This window comes from Loktanella sp. R86503, from assembly GCF_042466455.1.
Lineage (GTDB): Bacteria > Pseudomonadota > Alphaproteobacteria > Rhodobacterales > Rhodobacteraceae > Loktanella.
Genome location: NZ_JAXHCI010000002.1, coordinates 612,343 through 630,425, shown reverse-complemented (window position 1 = coordinate 630,425; position 18,083 = coordinate 612,343). Strand labels below are relative to the sequence as shown.

Annotated in this window: 16 protein-coding genes; 10 read left to right on the top strand and 6 right to left on the bottom strand. The window is 61.6% G+C overall.

All coding sequences use genetic code 11. The annotated features are described in order from the left end of the window. The first annotated feature begins 16 nt into the window (after positions 1 to 16). The 3 genes from SJY10_RS04070 to SJY10_RS04060 are packed head-to-tail and all read left to right on the top strand — an operon-like array spanning position 17 to position 6,605. The gene (locus SJY10_RS04070; protein WP_386679775.1) at positions 17 to 3,352 is read left to right on the top strand and encodes a DUF2126 domain-containing protein; all 3,336 of its coding nucleotides are present in this window, start codon (positions 17 to 19) and stop codon (positions 3,350 to 3,352) included. Then, entirely contained in the window at positions 3,310 to 5,724 is a 2,415-nt protein-coding gene (locus SJY10_RS04065) for a circularly permuted type 2 ATP-grasp protein (protein WP_386679774.1), read from the top strand. Before SJY10_RS04070 ends, SJY10_RS04065 begins: the two co-directional genes overlap by 43 nt. Beyond that, a complete protein-coding gene (locus SJY10_RS04060; RefSeq protein WP_386679773.1) occupies positions 5,721 to 6,605 on the top strand; it encodes a transglutaminase domain-containing protein in 885 nt (294 codons plus the stop codon). The genes SJY10_RS04065 and SJY10_RS04060 overlap by 4 nt, the downstream gene beginning before the upstream one ends. Positions 6,606 to 6,610: 5 nt before the next feature. Here the strand turns inward: SJY10_RS04060 and SJY10_RS04055 are convergent, their stop codons facing one another. Beyond that, entirely contained in the window at positions 6,611 to 7,900 is a 1,290-nt protein-coding gene (locus SJY10_RS04055; protein WP_386679772.1) for a PQQ-dependent sugar dehydrogenase, read from the bottom strand. A 164-nt stretch (positions 7,901 to 8,064) separates the two neighbouring features. On the opposite strand from SJY10_RS04055, the gene SJY10_RS04050 reads away from it, so the two are divergent. From SJY10_RS04050 to SJY10_RS04040, 3 genes are read left to right on the top strand one after another with little or no spacing between them, the layout of a single operon-like run. After that, positions 8,065 to 8,481, top strand: a complete 417-nt coding sequence (locus SJY10_RS04050; RefSeq protein ID WP_386679771.1) for a CopG family transcriptional regulator — start codon at positions 8,065 to 8,067, stop codon at positions 8,479 to 8,481. 40 nt (positions 8,482 to 8,521) lie between these two features. Then, the gene (locus SJY10_RS04045) at positions 8,522 to 9,550 is read left to right on the top strand and encodes an alpha/beta hydrolase family esterase (RefSeq protein ID WP_386679770.1); all 1,029 of its coding nucleotides are present in this window, start codon (positions 8,522 to 8,524) and stop codon (positions 9,548 to 9,550) included. Beyond that, complete coding sequence (locus tag SJY10_RS04040) at positions 9,547 to 10,671, top strand: C45 family autoproteolytic acyltransferase/hydolase (protein WP_386679769.1); 1,125 nt, start codon at positions 9,547 to 9,549, stop codon at positions 10,669 to 10,671. Before SJY10_RS04045 ends, SJY10_RS04040 begins: the two co-directional genes overlap by 4 nt. A 55-nt stretch (positions 10,672 to 10,726) precedes the next feature. Here the strand turns inward: SJY10_RS04040 and SJY10_RS04035 are convergent, their stop codons facing one another. Then, complete coding sequence (locus SJY10_RS04035; protein ID WP_386679768.1) at positions 10,727 to 11,284, bottom strand: L,D-transpeptidase; 558 nt, start codon at positions 11,282 to 11,284, stop codon at positions 10,727 to 10,729. Between the two features lie 202 nt (positions 11,285 to 11,486). Here SJY10_RS04035 and SJY10_RS04030 point away from each other — a divergent pair, with 202 nt between their 5' ends. The 4 genes from SJY10_RS04030 (at position 11,487) to SJY10_RS04015 (ending at position 15,484) form a co-directional block, all read left to right on the top strand. Further along, entirely contained in the window at positions 11,487 to 12,401 is a 915-nt protein-coding gene (locus SJY10_RS04030) for a diacylglycerol/lipid kinase family protein (protein ID WP_386679767.1), read from the top strand. Then, on the top strand, positions 12,401 to 13,198 hold the full coding sequence (locus SJY10_RS04025) for a metallophosphoesterase family protein (protein ID WP_386679766.1): 798 nt from the start codon (positions 12,401 to 12,403) through the stop codon (positions 13,196 to 13,198). Before SJY10_RS04030 ends, SJY10_RS04025 begins: the two co-directional genes overlap by 1 nt. Positions 13,199 to 13,268: 70 nt before the next feature. After that, positions 13,269 to 14,387 carry an AMP-binding protein gene (locus SJY10_RS04020; RefSeq protein WP_386679765.1) on the top strand — a complete coding sequence of 373 codons (1,119 nt, stop codon included), beginning with the start codon at positions 13,269 to 13,271 and terminating at the stop codon, positions 14,385 to 14,387. Further along, positions 14,384 to 15,484: a thiolase family protein gene (locus tag SJY10_RS04015; RefSeq protein WP_386679764.1), complete on the top strand. Its 1,101-nt coding sequence runs from the start codon at positions 14,384 to 14,386 to the stop codon at positions 15,482 to 15,484. The genes SJY10_RS04020 and SJY10_RS04015 overlap by 4 nt, the downstream gene beginning before the upstream one ends. Here SJY10_RS04015 and SJY10_RS04010 read toward each other — a convergent pair. From SJY10_RS04010 to SJY10_RS03995, 4 genes are read right to left on the bottom strand one after another with little or no spacing between them, the layout of a single operon-like run. Further along, positions 15,481 to 16,164 carry a nitroreductase gene (locus SJY10_RS04010; protein ID WP_386679763.1) on the bottom strand — a complete coding sequence of 228 codons (684 nt, stop codon included), beginning with the start codon at positions 16,162 to 16,164 and terminating at the stop codon, positions 15,481 to 15,483. The two genes, SJY10_RS04015 and SJY10_RS04010, sit on opposite strands and share 4 nt — an antisense overlap. Then, positions 16,161 to 16,706 (bottom strand): biotin transporter BioY, encoded by a 546-nt coding sequence (locus SJY10_RS04005; protein WP_386679762.1) that lies wholly within the window; start codon positions 16,704 to 16,706, stop codon positions 16,161 to 16,163. The genes SJY10_RS04010 and SJY10_RS04005 overlap by 4 nt, the downstream gene beginning before the upstream one ends. Before the next feature lie 12 nt (positions 16,707 to 16,718). After that, positions 16,719 to 17,321 carry an energy-coupling factor transporter transmembrane component T family protein gene (locus SJY10_RS04000; protein ID WP_386679761.1) on the bottom strand — a complete coding sequence of 201 codons (603 nt, stop codon included), beginning with the start codon at positions 17,319 to 17,321 and terminating at the stop codon, positions 16,719 to 16,721. Beyond that, the gene (locus SJY10_RS03995) at positions 17,296 to 18,045 is read right to left on the bottom strand and encodes an energy-coupling factor ABC transporter ATP-binding protein (protein WP_386679760.1); all 750 of its coding nucleotides are present in this window, start codon (positions 18,043 to 18,045) and stop codon (positions 17,296 to 17,298) included. The genes SJY10_RS04000 and SJY10_RS03995 overlap by 26 nt, the downstream gene beginning before the upstream one ends. Positions 18,046 to 18,083 lie beyond the last annotated feature (38 nt).

The window sequence follows — 18,083 nt, the reverse complement described above, 5'->3', positions numbered from 1 at the left end:
TGTCGAAAGGTTGCCCATGTCGATCAACGCCGCGATCCGCCACCTGACCCATTACAAATACGACCGACCCGTCACGCTTGGCCCGCAGATCATACGCTTGCGCCCCGCGCCGCACAGCCGCACGCCCGTGCTATCGCATAGCCTGAAAGTCACGCCGGCGAACCATTTTGTGAACTATCAACAAGATGCATATGGCAACTGGCAGGCGCGATACGTGTTCCCCGAACCGGTGACCGAATTCAAGATCGAAGTCGATGTGGTCGCCGATATGAGCGTTTACAATCCCTTCGACTTTTTCGTCGAGGATAGCGCGCAGGACTTCCCCTTTACCTACCCCGACGCCATTGTCGACGACCTGTCGATCTATATGCGCACCGCTGAAGAGGGGCCGCTGTTTCGCGATTACCTTGCCAGCATTTCCCGCGACACGCAGCGCACCATCGACTTCGTCGTTGGGCTAAATGCGCGTCTGGCCCGCGACATCGGGTATATCGTCCGCATGGAACCCGGCGTGCAAACGCCAGAGGAAACCTTGCAACTGGCCAAGGGATCGTGCCGCGACACGTCTTGGCTGCTGGTCAATCTGCTGCGGCATCTGGGACTGGCCGCCCGCTTTGTGTCCGGCTACCTGATCCAGCTGAAACCTGACCTGAAGGCCGTCAGCGGCCCGCAAGGCACCGATACCGACTTCACCGATCTGCACGCTTGGTGCGAGGTGTATCTGCCCGGCGCAGGCTGGGTCGGCCTTGATCCTACATCCGGACTGTTAACGGGCGAAAGCCACATCCCGCTGGCGGCGACACCGCATTACAGCAACGCTGCGCCGATTTCCGGCATGGCCAGCTATGCCGAGGTGACATTCGATTTCGACATGACCGTCACCCGTGTCGCCGAACATCCACGCATTACCAAACCGTTTTCGGATGCCGCTTGGGACAGGCTGAATGCGCTGGGTGATAAGGTTGATCAGGCACTGAATGACGGTGACGTGCGTCTGACCATGGGCGGCGAGCCAACGTTTGTATCCATCGACGACTTCGAAGCAGAAGAATGGAACACCGGCGCGGTCGGTCCGACCAAACGCATCTTTGCTGACCAGCTGATCCGCCGCCTGCAAGCGCGTTTCGCGCCCGGCGGTTTTTTGCACTATGGCCAGGGCAAATGGTATCCCGGTGAAACCCTGCCCCGCTGGACCTTTTCGCTTTACTGGCGGCGCGATGGTGAACCGATCTGGACCGACCCCGACCTGATTGCGGCAGAGGATGCAACAGGCGCGACCAAGGAACAGGCGGAGGCGGTGCTGCAAAGCATGGCGGAAACGCTGGGCGTGCCGCCAGCGAATGTCATTCCCGCCTTCGAGGATCCCGCCGACTGGGTACTGAAAGAAGGCAACCTGCCCGTCAACGTCACGCCCGAAAACAACGAGCTTGCCGACGCCGAAGCGCGCAACCGTATGGCCCGTGTATTTGCCCGCGGCCTGAATGTGCCATCTGGCTACGTTTTGCCCGTGCAGAAATGGCAGGCCCGCGCCAAATCGCAATGGCTTTCAGAAGTTTGGGAGATGCGGCGCGGTCACCTGTTTCTTGTGCCTGGCGACAGCCCCGTCGGTTATCGCCTGCCGCTTGGGTCGCTGGAACATATCCCAGCGGCATCCTATCCCCACGTTACCGTCGGCGATCCGATGCAGGATCGCGGCCCCCTGCCCAAACCAACGGTCGCGCCCGTCGCCGAACACCCCGGCGATGATGCCGCCGAACAGATGCGCGCCAGTTTTACAGCATCAGAGCCGGTGCAGGACCGGACCGAGCAAATCATCAGCGATTTAAGGGGCAAAGTCCGTACCGCAGTCAGCGTAGAACCGCGCGATGGCCGCCTGTGCATCTTTATGCCCCCCGTGGAGGAGGTCGAGGACTACCTCGAACTGGTCGGTGCCGCCGAGGCCGCCGCGAAAAAGCTGGGCGTGCCTGTGCATATCGAAGGTTACGGCCCGCCATCCGATCCCCGCCTGAACGTCATTCGCGTTGCCCCTGACCCCGGCGTGATCGAGGTGAATATCCACCCTGCCCACACTTGGGACGACGTCGTGAACACGACCGAGGTCGTCTATGAAGAGGCGCGGCAGCTGCGCCTGGGGGCTGACAAGTTCATGATCGACGGCCGTCACACCGGCACCGGCGGCGGCAACCATGTCGTCGTCGGCGGCGTCACGCCCGCTGACAGCCCGTTCCTGCGCCGCCCCGACCTGATGCGTTCGATCATCCTGCACTGGCAGCGGCACCCATCCCTGTCCTATCTATTTTCCGGCATGTTCATCGGCCCGACATCGCAGGCCCCTCGCATCGACGAGGCGCGGATGGACAGCCTTTACGAGCTGGAAATCGCCCTGGACCAGATCAAGACGCCAGACGAAGGCGATGTGCCCGCCCCCTGGCTGACGGACCGTTTGCTGCGCAACCTGCTGGTGGACGTCACCGGCAACACCCACCGCGCCGAGATTTGCATCGACAAGCTCTACTCCCCTGATGGCCCCACGGGGCGCCTTGGCCTTGTGGAATTCCGCGGGTTCGAAATGCCGCCAAATCCGCGCATGTCGCTGGCCCAGCAGCTGCTGATCCGCGCCCTAATTGCCCGCATGTGGAAGGCGCCGATCAAAGGCAATCTGACCCGCTGGGGCACAACCTTGCTTGATCGATTCATGCTGCCGGAAATGGTCTGGCAGGACTTCCTAGAGGTGCTGGCAGACCTGAAACAGCACGGCTTTGATCTGGATCCCGAATGGTTCAAAGCGCAGGCAGAGTTCCGCTTCCCTTTTTGCGGCGAAGTCAATGTCGAAGGCGTCAATCTGGAAATTCGCCAAGCGCTGGAACCCTGGCACGTCATGGGCGAAACCGGCGCAATTGGTGGCACCGTGCGCTATACCGACAGCTCGGTTGAACGGCTGCAGGCCAAGCTGACGGCGACCGATCCGGGCCGCTATACGGTGACCTGCAACCAGCGGATGATGCCGATGCAGCCAACCGGCCGGAATGGCGAAACTGTTGCTGCTGTGCGGTTCAAGGCGTGGCAACCTCCGCTTGCGCTACATCCGAAGTTGCCTGTTAATGCGCCCCTAAGGTTCGACATCTATGACACGTGGACAGGCCGCGCGATTGGCGGCTGTACCTATCATGTCGCACATCCGGGCGGGCGCAATTATGATACATTCCCCGTCAATGGTAACGAGGCTGAAGCACGCCGCCTTGCCCGGTTCGAACCGCATGGCCATAGTGCGGGGAATTATGAACCAGTTTCAGAAACGCCCCACCCCTCATGTCCGATGACTTTGGATCTGCGCCGCAAACCCGGCCTGTGACCCCCCCGCGGTCGTTGTTTGACAGCTACCGCCCCCTGCCTGGCGTTTCGGACGAATTGTGCACCGCAGACGGCCAGATGCGCCCGGTCTGGGCACCGCTGATCGATCATTTGTCGGCAATGACCGATCAGGATGTGTCAGAAGCCTTTGGCCGGGGCGAACAGCATCTGGCGGATGCCGGCGTGTTCTTTCGCAAGTATGGCGACGCCAATGCCGCCACACGCGACTGGCCCTATAGCCCTGTGCCTGTGGTCCTGGCCCAGTCGGACTGGGACACCATCACCGAAGGATTGATGCAGCGCGCCAATTTGCTGGAACAGATTGCCGCTGATCTTTATGGCGATAACGACCTGATCGCTCAAGGGCACCTGCCTGCTGAACTAATTGCATCCAATCCTGAATGGCTGCGCCCGATGGTTGGCGCGCAGCCTGAAGGCACGCCTTATCTGCATTTTTGCGCATTTGAATTGGGTCGCGGTCCTGACGGGCGCTGGTGGGTGCTGCAGGATCTGACCGATGCACCCTCTGGCGCGGGGTTTGCCCTGGAAAACCGCATCGCGACGACGCATGTGTTTCCCGATCTTTACGCAAATGCGAACGTGCAAAGGCTGGCCGGTTTCTTTGATACGTTCCGCACGACTCTGTCGGGGATGAAAACCGGCAGCAACAGCGCCGCTGCAATCCTGACGCCCGGCCCGCTGACCGATACCTATTATGAACAGGCCTATATCGCTCGCTATCTTGGCCTACCGCTGCTGGAAGGCGGCGATCTGACCGTGCAAGACGGCCAGCTGAATGCCCGCACCGTCAATGGCCCCCTTCCGGTAGAGGTGCTTTGGCGCCGGATGGACAGCGTGTGGTCCGATCCGCTGGAATTGCGCAGCGACAGCCAGCTTGGCACGCCGGGGCTGATGTCGGCAATCAGACACGGCCATGTCACCATGGTCAATGCGCTGGGCGCGGGTGTGCTGGAAACGCAGGCGCTGATGGCGTTTCTGCCTGCCATCAGCCGGGCGCTGACCGGTGCCGACCTGAAATTGCCCAATGTCGCTACATGGTGGTGCGGCGGGGCAGAACAGCTGGACCATGTGCAACGCCACGCCTCGCGCATGATGATCGGACCTGCGCAAGCCACACGGATGCCGCACGAAGGCACTGCGCCCCATGCTATCGGCGGCACTTTGTTCAATAGTGACGATAGCCATGTCAGCACATGGCTGGCCGCGAACGCACCCGACCTGATGGCCAAGGAGCTGGTCACGCTGTCGACAACGCCCGTTTACGAAAACGGCTCTTTGGTGCCGCGCCCCATGACGCTGCGCGTCTTTCTGGCGCGCGGCCCGCAGGGCTGGGACGTCATGCCCGGCGGCTTTGCGAGGATTGGTGCGGGGCAAGATGCCTCTGCCGTGTCGATGCGGCGCGGCGGTGCGGTCGCTGACGTCTGGGTCGTCGCCGACACCCCGGTTGCCACGCCAACGCTGCTGCCCGCCCCGTCCAGCACCCCCTTTCAGCGTGCCAGCATCGAAGCCCTGCCAAGCCGCGCCGCCGACAACCTGTTCTGGCTGGGCCGCTATATTGAACGTACCGAAGGCCAGTTGCGCCTGCTTCGTGCCTATCACGGCCGCCGGTCCGAAGGGGCTTTGCCCGTATTGCTGGCGACCATTGCGGCCCAGCTGCTGACCCAAGGCGTCAAGGTCGACACACCACTGCCGCAGGGGTTGCGCCAGACATTGGCCAGCGCCGTGAACGCCGCCAGCCAGATCCGCGACAGGTTCAGCGTTGATGGATGGGCTGCGTTGACCGATATGGAAATGACCCTGCAGCAGATGCAGAAATCCGCGCGCTTTGGCGACGACGCGGCTTTGGCAACCGGTGTGCTGCTACGCAAGGCTGTGGGATTTGCAGGTCTGACGCAGGACAATATGTATCGTACCGCAGGTTGGCATTTCCTGACCATGGGCCGCGCCTTGGAACGCGCTGCGATGACGACCAGCCTGCTGGCGCGTTGGGCCGACCCCGCCGCACCGGACGGCGCGCTGGATCTGGCACTGGAAATTGGCGACAGCAAGATCATGCATCGCCAGCGCTATGCCACAATTGCCAACCGCGAGTCCGTGATCGACCTGCTGGCACTGGACCCGGCAAACCCGCGGGCGGTGCGTTTCCAGCTTGATGTGCTGCTGGACCGTGTAACCAGCCTGTCCGCGACCGCGCCACTTGGCCATATGACTGATTTTGAACGCGGGGTGCGGACACTGCAGACCAGCATCGCCGTGCACAGGGTCGAAACGCTGAACACCGCAGCGCTCGAGACGACCCTGGCAGAGGTGTTGGCCCTGTCCATCACATTGAACAGCGCCTTCCTGCAATGATCTACGACATCCGCCTGACAATCGCGACAGATTACGCCGGTTTTGCTTCCGCCGGGCGGCATCTGGTCTGTGTCATGCCGCGCGATCTTGGCGGTGAGCAGCGGTTGATAGCGGGACTTTTGAACCTGCACCCAGCCCCGACAGACCGGCACGACCGCGTCGATTTTTTTGGTAATCCTGTCGTCGAATTTGCGATTAACGCGCCGCATCAGGGAGTGGAGGTTTCGGTTCAGGCCCGGATCGAAAAATTGGCCCCACTTTCCCGTCCAGCACCATCATTGACTATCTCCGAACTGGCTGCGGCAGTTGCAGGATGTCGCGATATGGGGCCAGACAGTCCGGTTCACTTTACCGCCGCCTCGCCCCGCGTGCCGCTAGATGCCGGTATGACGCGCTTTGCCATAGCGCAGGTCAGGCCCGACATGACAGTGGCTCAGGCCGTCATCGCAATCGGCAGCGCGCTGCACGGCATCATGCGCTTTGATGCCGCCGCCACGACCGTTGACACCCCCGCAAGCGAGGCTTTTGCCAAACGGCATGGCGTGTGCCAGGACTTTTCACACATCATGATCGCCTGCCTGCGCGGCATCGGTATTCCTGCCGGCTATGTCAGCGGCTATTTGCGCACCCAGCCACCAGCGGGCATGCCCCGGCTAGAGGGTGCGGATGCAATGCATGCCTGGGTGCGGGCCTGGTGCGGCCCGAATGCCGGCTGGCTGGCATTTGACCCGACCAATGACCGTGTTGCTGATCAGTCGCATATCATCGTGGCACATGGCCGCGACTATGCGGATGTTTCGCCCATCCGAGGGATTTTGCGCGGTAGTGGCGGCCAGAAAAGCCGCCAGTCCGTCGATGTAATCCCGCTGGGTGAAACCTGAAGCAATTACGCCCCGGTCACACGCCAGATGATATCGCCCACGTCATCCGCCATCAGCAGCGACTTGCCATCGGCCCCGACAGTGACCCCTACGGGGCGGCCATAAGACACCTTTTCATCCGGCGCGAGGAAGCCTGACAGGATATCGCGGGGCGGTCCCGATGGCTTGCCGTCCGCAAAGGGCACATGGATCAGACGATAGCCGGACAGGGTTGAGCGGTTCCACGATCCGTGCTGGCCAATCGCCATGCCTGCGCCAAAGCCCGGCAGCGTGCCTTCTGGCACCCAGCACAGACCAAGCGACGCCGTATGCCCGCCCAGCGCGTAATCCGGCGTGATCGCACTGGCCACCTTGGCCGCGTCTTGCGGCACACGGTCATCGACGATGCGGTCCCAATAGCAAAACGGCCAACCATAAAAGCCGCCGTCCTGCACGCTGGTCAGGTAATCGGGGGGCGTTTCATCCCCCAACCCGTCACGTTCATTCACTACGGTCCAAAGCTTGCCTGTCACAGGCTCCCACGCGGTGCCGACAGCGTTCCGCAATCCGCTAGCAAAGATGCGCGCCTTTTCGGTCGCAAGGTCCAGTTCCCAGATACAGGCGCGGCCTTCTTCGGCCTCCATCCCTTCGTCCGCGATATTGGTCAGCGATCCGACACCTGCGTAGATTTTCGTTTTATCAGGCGAGACGATCAGGCTGCGTGTCCAGTGACCGCCGGGTTTGAATTCAACCAGCTTGCGCCCCGGCCCTTCTAGCCTGGTCACGCCTTCGGTGTAGTCAAAGACCACGATGCCGTCGGTGTTGCCGACATAGAATTTGCCGTTCACCAAAGCCATACCAAACGGCTGGCGCTGGTTTTCCAAAAAGACGTGCCGCTCTTCGGCGATGCCGTCACCATCGACGTCGCGCCACAGGGTAATCCGGTTCGCACTGACGCCCAGTGCCCGGGCGCGGCGCATGGTGGCCTGCGCGGCGCGGTCGATCAGACCTTTGGGCTTGCTGGCTTCCTGCAGCGCCTCTGCGACCAGAACGTCGCCGTTTGGCAACACTTCTATCCAGCGGGGATGCAAAAGGTCGCTGGCAAAGGCATTGACCTTAAGCCCCGGCGCGGCCGTGGGCACGTGGCCGTCTGACCAGCCCTGTGCTGTCGGCATCTTCAGCGTCATCAAACCCTGCTTTTTCGCCTGCGGAATGCTGGGGGCCGCGCCGACCGCTTGCAGGGTCGGGGCTGACATGCGCCGCAGCAGCACCATCGTGCCGCCCACCATCGCCGTAACCCTTGCCAGAAAATCCATGTCGCCCATTCCTTGTCAGACGCAGTCCTTAACCGCGTGCGGCGATAGAACCGATAAAGTTGCGCGACCGCAAGATGTCGTCCGATAGTTTATCAAAGCGTGACGATGGACTTGTATGCCCTCAAATAACATCCATTTACCATCCACATGGATGGAGAAACATCATGAGTAATGTCAGACAGCTGCGGGAAAAGACGCCAGACAGCGAAAAGATCACGATCAATTTAGGTTATGTCGATCTGGGCCGGATCGATTTGCTGGTGCAGGAGGGGTTCTATTCCAACCGCACCGATTTCATCCGCACCGCGATCCGCAATCAGCTTGGCACCCATACAGAAGCGGTCAGCAAGTCCATTGAACGCCACACGATGGAACTGGGCCTGCGCGATTATACCCGTGCCGACCTGGAAAGCCTGCAACGCGCCGGCGAAGTCTTGCACGTCAAGGTCGTGGGTCTGGCCCGCATTGCACCGGATGTGACGCCGGATCTGGCAGTGGCCGCAATCGGTTCGATCACCGTTCTGGGCGCGCTGCAGGCCAGTAAAGAGGTCAAGGCCGCTTTGGCAGACCGCATTTTTTAAATTTCTCGGGGCGGCAAGCCCCATCACAAGGACCGATAACATGTTTCCTTTTCACGCTGGCGCACCGCGCCGGGCGCATGACGACGCACGTCTGATCGCCGCCAACGACCTTGTCCGCCGCACTCTGTCGCAACACGGGCTGATGCCGGGCGGGAATGCGGTAAGCCCCATAGCCAACTGGACTATGCCGCAGATGCCCGGCTTTGGTACCAATGCCGGTTCTGCTGCGCCGGGCATGAACCAGTTTACCTGCGACGCAGGATCACGCGATTACCTGCTGTATGTGCCAGAGTCCGCCAAAGACGGCGCGACCGGATTGGTCGTTATGCTGCATGGCTGCACGCAGAACGCGAATGATTTTGCCGCTGGCACGGGGATGAACGCCTATGCCGATCGTGACGGTTTCATCGTACTGTATCCACAGCAATCGCGGGGCGACAATGCGCAGTCTTGCTGGAACTGGTTCAGCCGGGGCGATCAACTGCGCGGTCGCGGAGAGCCTGCCATCATCGCGGCCATGACCCGACAGATCGCGGCAGACTATGGCATCACGGCAGATCGCACCTTTGTGGCTGGCCTGTCCGCCGGGGCGGCCATGGCAGTGATCCTTGGTCAGACCTATGGCGACGTCTTTGCCGCTGTCGGCGCGCATTCCGGTCTGCCCTATTCAGCCGCACGCGATGTACCCACAGCCTTTGCCGCGATGAACGGCCAAGCGGCAGAGCCTGCCGCCCCCGGCCCGATGCCGCCGACAATCGTTTTTCATGGCAGCAGCGACAACACTGTCGCCCCCGTAAACGGCACCCGCATCGCGGCCCATGCGATCAACCACGCCGCCCAAACTGTAGAACTGGACACGAACGGCACCACCAACGGGCGCGACTGGACCCTGCGCACATCGCGCGACACCGATGGCCGCGCCTTGCTGGAACATTGGGAAATCGCGGGGCTGGGTCATACATGGTCCGGCGGCCAGCCCGCTGGCAGCTATACCGACCCCAAAGGCCCGGATGCGAGCGCCGAAATGGTGCGTTTCTTCTTTGATCTTGCTGGAAAGGCACCGAAATGACCGATATGTCCCTGACCTTTGACGCAGTATCAGAGGCATCCCCCGGCCCGAAATGGGCTGCCCGCTGGGCGCGGTCATGGCCAGCGTACGAGCCATGGTTCGTCGCCCGCGGCGGCGACAATGGCCCATGCCGGGCCGTTTGCCGTGCGGCGCTGCAACGGCACATGCCCGAACTGATCCCCACCTATGACCGCCTTGTTACACTCGCTGGCGGCGGGGATCGGGCGGCGCGGTTCCTATCTACATGGTGCCCGCCGCAATACCTTGGCGGCTGTTCTTTGGCAGCGGTGTCCGACGAGAACGACGTGCGGTTGGTGCGCAATTATGATCTGTCGCCCGACCTGAACGAAGGGCTGATGCTGCATACCGCCTGGACTGGACGGCGCGTGATGGGGATGGTCGAATTCCTGTGGGGGCTGTCGGACGGTATCAATGACGCTGGCCTGTCGATCGCGCTGGCCTATGGCGGCCGGACCCAGACAGGCAAAGGGTTCGGGATCACCACGATTTTGCGTTATGTTTTGGAAACCTGCGACACGGTGGAACAGGCGCTGAACGTACTGGACCGCGTGCCGTCTCACATGGCCTACAACGTCGTCATCGCCGATGCGGCGGGGCAGACGGCGAGTGTCGAGCTTTATCCCGGAGGCGGCGCGCGGCAGATGCCGCACGCCATTGCGACGAACCACCAAAGCGATGGCAGTCAGGCGGATCGTCCCGCCTTTACCCGCACCCATGAACGCCATGCCCATTTGCGCGGGTTGCGCGGCGCCCCGCGGTCCTTGTCGCACCAGTTCCGCCGCGCACCGTTGCTGCAGGACCGCTATACCGAAGGCTTTGGCACATTGTTCACCGCCGCCTACGATCCAAAAACGCAGTCCTTGGATCTGATCTTGCCGGGCGGTGTCTGGGCACAGACCATGGATGATTTTGCCGAAGGCCAGCGGGTTGTGACCTATCGCAGCGGCGTGGTGGCACAGCATGGGCCAAGCCATACTGCGGCAATGCCGGTTGGGGCAAAACAACCCGACTGGACCGCAGCAGGGCGCATAGACTGGATGCAGGTCGGCCGCGATTACGCCAGCGGCAAGGGGCGCGCGATAGAAACCTATTTGCCCTGAAACGCAAAAGCCGCCGGGGTCACCCCGGCGGCTTTGTTCACGACGCTGTTGCGCCTTAAAGGATGCGGACTTTGGTCCCGATCGGGCAAAGCTCGAACAGCTCTGCGATCTTTTCGTTGTAAAGGCCGATGCAGCCGTCGGACGACGGGCGACCGATCTTGCGCGTGTCATGGGTTCCGTGAACCGCATAGGCAGGCCAGCTAAGGTACATAGCATGCGTACCCATGGGGCTTTCGGGACCGGGGGGAATGTATTCCCAGCCAAAGCGTTCGCGTTGCGACTGGGTCGGCGTCCAGTCAGGGCCGACCTTTTTGCGCACGATTTCGGTAAATCCACGCTTTGTCAGCTCGTCCGTTTTTGGAACTGATGTCGGGTAAACGCGGTAATCGGCACCCTGCGCATTCCAGTAGTGCAGTGCACGGGCCTGCGTATCTGCAACCAGCATTGGCACGCCGGAGAGGGTGTCATAGTGATCCTGCCAGCTATAGGTGCGGAACGCCGCCACGTTGCGGGTCACACCGCCAGCAAGGGTTTGTGCCTGCAGCAGTGACGGCGCGGCCAGACTGCCGATTGCGATGCCAAGCGCCGTACGGCGCGAAAATTTCTGTGTCATAACGTATTCCTGTTCGCTGCCCGGGGTTCTGCGCCCGCACGGCACATAGCCCGCGCAGTGATTAACATAAGCTTAGTCGCCACGGCAGGGGAAATTTTCTCACGTTCGTGCGATTGCCGGGGGTTCGATTGAAATACAGGCCACGCGGAACAACTTGCCGGCCTTGCGCATTTTGCAACGTAACACACCGATAGGGCATGCGATGACAAAACCCAAGATTTGCGTCATCCTGAACGCGGCCTCCGGCAAAAAGAAACATGCGCCAGCCACGACTGCCTTGATTGACACGATTCGGAATGACCCGCGCGCTGACCTGACGCTTCTGGACCATCCGCGCGATCTGGGCCGCGTTGTGCGGGACACTGTTGCCGCCGGATATACCACTATTGTCGCAGCGGGCGGCGACGGGACGATCTGCGGGGTCAGCGCCGAGCTGGTCGATACAGGTGTCGCGCTAGGGGTGCTGCCGATGGGTACCTTCAACTTCTTTGCCCGCGGGCTGGGGATTCCGGATAATCCCGCCGATGCGCTGGAGACCGCGTTTGAGGGACAGATCGTTTCCGTCCCTGTCGGCGACGTAAACGGCAAGATCTTTTTGAATAACGCCAGTCTTGGTGCCTATGCCACGGTGCTGGACGTACGCGAAGGTGTCTACAAGCAGTGGGGCCGCAGCCGCATCGCCGCTTATTGGTCGGTCATAAAGGCGATGCTGACGCTTTATAATCCGCTGAAGTTGACAATCACGGTGGATGGCAAGGCGATGCATGTCCGCTCTCCGATGGCGTTTGTGGCCAGCAGCGCCTACCAGCTTGAACAATATGACTTTGATGGCGCCGATGCCGTGCGGCAAGGACAGCTTGCGCTGATTCTTGCACCGGACAACAACCGGGTGCAGTTGCTGTGGCGCGCGGCTAAAATCCTGCTGGGCGGTATCCACCGAGGAGAGGATTATCTGATGTATACCGGGCATAAGATTACGATTTCTGCCCGCAAAAAGCGGCGTCTGGTCGCACGGGACGGTGAAAACGCGCAAATGGTCGGACCCTATCATTTCAAGATGCGTGCAGCTGCCCTGCAGGTTCGCGTGCCGGACAGGGCCGCAAAGGAAACGATCTGATGCGACTTGTCCTGCTGACCGATCTGCATTTTGGCCGTGCCCGGCCAGATCTTGTTCCGCCACTTCTTGAATCGGTTGCAGCCGCGAATCCCGATTTGATCGCTATTGCCGGCGATTTTGTGCAACGCGCCCGCGCCGGTCAGTTCCGCAAGGCCCGCGCCTTTATCGACCAGTTGCAGCACCCCTGGATTGCTGTGCCGGGAAATCACGACATTGCGCTTTATAACCTGTTTGCGCGCGCCTTTGCGCCCCGCGCGGCCTATCGGCGCTGGATCGCCCCCGATACCGAACCCATGATCGAAACAAATGATGCCATTATCGTCGGCCTTGATACGACCCACAGGTGGAGCCATCAACGCGGCCTGATCCGCCCGCGCCAGATTGACCGCCTGTGCAAGATAATCGACCAAGCGCAGGGCAAGCCCGTTGTCATCATGGCACACCACCCGTTTCACCATCGCCCAGAGGTCGAAAAGAAGGTGATGAAAGGTGCCGCTGATGCCCTGACCCAGTGGGCCGCCTGCGGTCCGCATGTGATCCTGTCAGGGCATCTGCATACATGGACGGTAGAACCGTTCGTGGCGCAGAAAAGTGACGCCATGACGCTACAGATCCACTGTGGCACCGGTTTATCAACCCGCCTGCGCGGCGAGGCAAATGAATATGCGATCATCGATCTGGACGGCGATCAAATCATCGCAGAACGGATGACAGCGCTGGCAGACAGACTGGAATTTGTGCGCGCAAGCCGTCACAGTTACCAGCAAACGACCACCGGCTGGCAAGCAATCCCCTGACGGAGAGATTGCGTACATAGATCATTTGCGGTTTGTCATCAGGATCGAATGCCCATGAAAGCTGCCCCTGATGAACGATACATTCCGCTGGCACACCGGCACCCGCCTGATCGCTGCGCCAGCTGAATTGATTGCGCTGGCTGCACTGGTGCAGTCGGGTACAGGTTTGCGCGCAGGTCGGGACGGCGTCACCGGACACGCAGGGGCGGACCTGCTGTGCGAGACGTCAGGGTCGTCGGGCGCGCCCAAGGTGATCCGCAGGACGCCGAACTCGTGGCAGGCCAGCTTTGCCGTAAACGGCGCGGCATTCGGGCTGGACACGCAGGCGTGCGTTGCGATTTTCTCCGGCTTTGGTGCTTCGCTCGCACTCTATGCGGCGCTGGAGGCGGCGCATCACGGGGCAGCGATCATCAGTCTGGCGCAGGTCCGCCCCGACCGCTGGGCGGCAACGTTGGCCGCGCAGGGGGCCACCGTGCTTTACCTGACGCCGGTGCAACTTGATTTGCTTTGCGCATCAGGCGCGCCCCTGCCCGCGGTGCGACATATCGTGGTCGGCGGCGGGCGGCTTTCGATGCAGACAATGGCCGCCGCTTTGTCTGCTTGTCCCAATGGCAAGCTGGTCCAGTTTTATGGCGCAGCAGAGACGAGTTTCATCACTTGGACAGATGCGGCGACCCCGGCAGGTTCAGTCGGCAAACCATATCCCGAGGTTACATTGCGCCTTGATCCGGAAGGCGTAATCTGGGTCCGCAGTCCTTATCTGTTTCACGATTACGCACTGGGCGGCAGCGATGACACCCGCTGGGACGAAGGCTTTCTAAGCGTCGGAGAGGTCGGTCAATTGGATGCGGCGGGGAACCTCTTTTTGCTTGGCCGCAAGAACCGAATGGTTACCGTTTCCGACCACAACGTCTTTCCCGAAGCGGTAGAAGCGTTCTTAACCTCGCTTTTGCCGATGGCGCAGGTTGCTGTCGTCGCCCTGCCTGATCCGCGCCGCGGTGCGCGGCTGGTCGCTGTCCTAAGCGGCAATTGCCCCCTGCCAGAGGCCGACATCCTGCGCAGTTGCCGCCAGCAGCTTGGGTCCAATGCAGCACCAATTCGCGCCCATCGCATAAGCGCTATGCCGATGTTGCCTGCAGGCAAACCTGACTACGCCGCAATCACCGAACTTATACAGAGCCTGAAATGAGCGTGATCATCGCCGCACGCCGCACGGCCGTCGTCCCCGCAGGCGGTGCTTTTGTGGCGCTGTCTTTCCATGACCTCGCCGCGCCGGTGATACAGGCCTGCCTGACGGACGCCGGACTGGACGTGTCCGCAGTGGACGAAGTTATCGTCGGCAACGCGCTTGGCGCGGGCGGCAATCCTGCGCGTCTGTGCGCCTTGGCGGCCGGACTGCCCCATAGGGTCGCGGGGCTCAGTCTTGACCGGCAATGTGTCAGCGGAATGGATGCGATCCTTTTGGCGGATGCACTGATCACCGCAGGCCGCGCTGATGTTGTCATCGCTGGCGGGGCCGAAAGCACATCGCGCCGCCCGGTGCGCCTGCAGACCTTTGCCGACAACCGCAGCCCGGTCGCCTATGATCAGGCCGCCTTTACGCCCTGGCCGGACCGCGATCCCGACATGGCACAGGCGGCAGACAATCTGGGCCAATTGCTGCGTATCGACCGCGCGGCGCAGGATGGATGGGCCGTAGATAGCCATGCCAAGGCACTGGCAGCCCGGCAGCAGATCGCGCAGGAAATTGTCCCCCTTGCCGGGGTCGTGCAGGATGCCTTTACCCGGCGTCTGTCGCAAAAGACATGTAGCCGCGCGACCGCCGTTGCAGGCACCATCACCGCCGCCAACGCTGCTGTCTCTGCGGATGCCGCGGGCTTTGTTGTTGTCGTGGCCGATCACATCGCCGCCAGCCTTACAGGGCCAAAGGCGCAGATCACTGCAGGAAGGACGCTTGGCGGCGATCCCGCTCTTCCCGGCATAGCGCCAATTGCCGCAGCAAAAGATAGCATAAAAATGGCCGGCCTTTCCGCAAGCGACATCCAAGCGGCCGACATCATGGAAGCCTATGCCGTTCAGGCTATCGCCTGCGTTCAGGGCATCGGGCTGGATCCTGCGCGCGTCAATATCGGCGGGGGCGCACTGGCGCGGGGGCATCCGATTGGCGCGTCAGGCGCGATCAATGTCGTGCGGCTTTTTCATACGCTGCAATCGGCCAAAGGCGATGGACTTGCCGCTATTGCGGCGGCGGGCGGCAACGGGACCGCGCTGTTGCTGCGTGTCTAATCGTCAAACCCGCGCAGTGCGGCGTATTCATCAAACGCGGCCCGCTGTGTGCGGAAATTGTTCACAGTAGCGGCCTTGTCGGCATGACCCAAGGCAATACCACAAACGACGGTGTGATCGTCAGGTAGTCCAAGATGCCCGCGCACCAGATCGCCGTAGCTGGCCAGCGCGCCGATACCGGTGGTGGCCAGTCCCCGCCCCTGCGCGGCCATGAACAGTGCCATAAGTGCCATGCCAAGATCCATGTAGCACCCTTTTCCCATGCCCCGTTCGATGGAAACGACAATGCCGACGGGGGCATCGAAAAAAGCATAGTTGCGGGCAAATTGCGCCCGTCGTCCCGGCAGATCACGCCGCGCGATGCCCAGCGCATTATACAAGGCATAACCCGCATCGCGCTGACGCGCCTTCAGGTGCGGCGGCATGGGGTTTGGAAAATAGGAATAGCCGTCTATCTGCGGGCGACCCTGCTGAATTGCAGCGGCCAAGGTACCCTTAAGGCTGTCCAGCGCCGCGCCGGTCAGTGCCGTAAAGTGCCCCGGCTGCAAGTTGCCGCCACTGGGGGCAAGGCGCGCCGATGTCAGGATCGCGCTGACATCGGCGGCCGTCACAGGTGTCTTCAGGAAGGCGCGCACCGATTGGCGCTGCGCCAGTAACCTGTCGACATCTGTCTGGGTCATGCGCGGGACAATACACTGTCAGGGCGCGCCCGTGCGAGTGCTGCGGTGATCGCACCGGCAAGGACTGCTTTAATCAGATCGCCCGGGATAAAGGCCGTAACCAGCAATGCCGCTTCGGTCAGCGGTTTCTGCAATGCCCAGGCCAGGCCCGAAATACCAAAAGCATAAAGCACAACGATACCCCCGAAAACCGAAGCAGCCCCCGCGACCAAAGCCAGCGGGCCGTTGCGCCAGTTTTCGACGATCAGACCGGTGATGAATGCGGCGAACGGAAAGCCGATCAGAAAACCAGCAGTCGGCGAGACAAAAACGCCAAGGCCGCCGCGACCCCCCGCAAGCAGTGGCAGGCCGATCGCCACCAGCAATACGAAAAGCAACACCGCAAGCGCCCCGCGCTTTGCCCCCAGAACAGTGCCGCACAGCATGACGCCAAGGCTTTGTGCCGTGATCGGCACACCAAACGCCAGCGTCAATTGCGGGATCAGGCCCAGCGCCGCGATCAGCGCAGCAAACAGCGCGATCAAAGTCAGATTTCGTTCCATGGGTCAGCCCTTTCAGGGGTTTGTACCGCCGCGGGCGCGCAACGCCTCGGCCACGTGTTCAGCATCGTCTATGGCAAGCACGGCAAACGGCAAGATGATCCGCCAGCTGGCCCGGCGCGGTGATCGCGCGGTCCAGGCTTGGGTCAGCGCCGTTCCCTTGTCTGCCAATGCAGGTGTAAAGCGCACGACAAGCGCAATGCCAAGGGCCAAAGCGCGCGTGTTAAGGCCGGCCCTTGCCAGCGGCGCCGCCAACCACATCACGGCAGCGATCATCTGGTTCAAGGTGGTGGTCATGGTGACAAGGTTTGCCAGCGCCACTGCCGTCAGCATTCGCAGAACGATGATTGCCCCCTGCTCTGCCGCGCCGGTGACCAGATGCCAGATGATGACCAGAACGACGAACGGCCAAAGCCGCCACACCGTGCGCCCGCCTGCGCGGGCAAAGGCGGCGCCGGGCAAGCAATAGATCACCGCAGTCCCGGCGAAAGCGGCCAGTTGGAACGCGATATTCTGCTGCATGAAAAGGATGACAGTCGCGGCACACAGCAGCCCCAGCTTGACCCCGGCAGGCCAGCGGTGTGCGCGCGTCTTAACCGGCGAGGTCAGAGAGATCATCGCCCGCCCCCAGTGCTGTCATTTGCGCAACATAGGCGGCCAGCACATCCTGCGCCGGTCCCTGCTGCACGATTTGACCCGCGTCCAGCCAAACAACATGATCGTAATTCCGCAGGCTTGCCGGATCATGCGACACATGCACGACCGCCGCAGTAATGCGGGACAGATAGCGCGAAAGTTGCATCACCGTGACGATATCAAGACCAGAGAACGGCTCGTCCAGCACAATCACGCGGGGTGCCATGGCGATAACGGCCATAAGGCAGACAAGCTGTTTTTGCCCGTGGGACAGACTGTGGGTGGCGGCATCGGCCCAGTGGGATTTGCCGAAATCGGACAGGATCGCGGCTACCCGCTGCGCAGCTTCGGTTTTGGAATGACCCATCTGCGTCAGGCCAAAGGACAGCTCTTCTGTCACAGTGGGAAAAATGATCTGGTGGTCGGGGTTTTGGAACAGGATGCCAACGGTGCGCAACGCTGCTTTGCGATCGCGGACGACATCAACGCCGCAGACCTTCAGCGTGCCGCTGTCCACCGGGACAAGGCCGCTGATCACCCGCGCGAGGGTCGTTTTGCCTGATCCGTTGCGCCCTACGATCCCGATCCGCCGGGCGCGGCTTTGCAAAGTCACGTCACGCAGCACCTGCCGGTCGCCGCGTGTCAGGCTGACAGCATCCAACGCAAGAACCGCGCAGCCATGTTCGCTGTTGTCTGCATCCGTCATGCCAAGCCCCTTGCCGCCGTCCAAGGGGTATCGCCCCG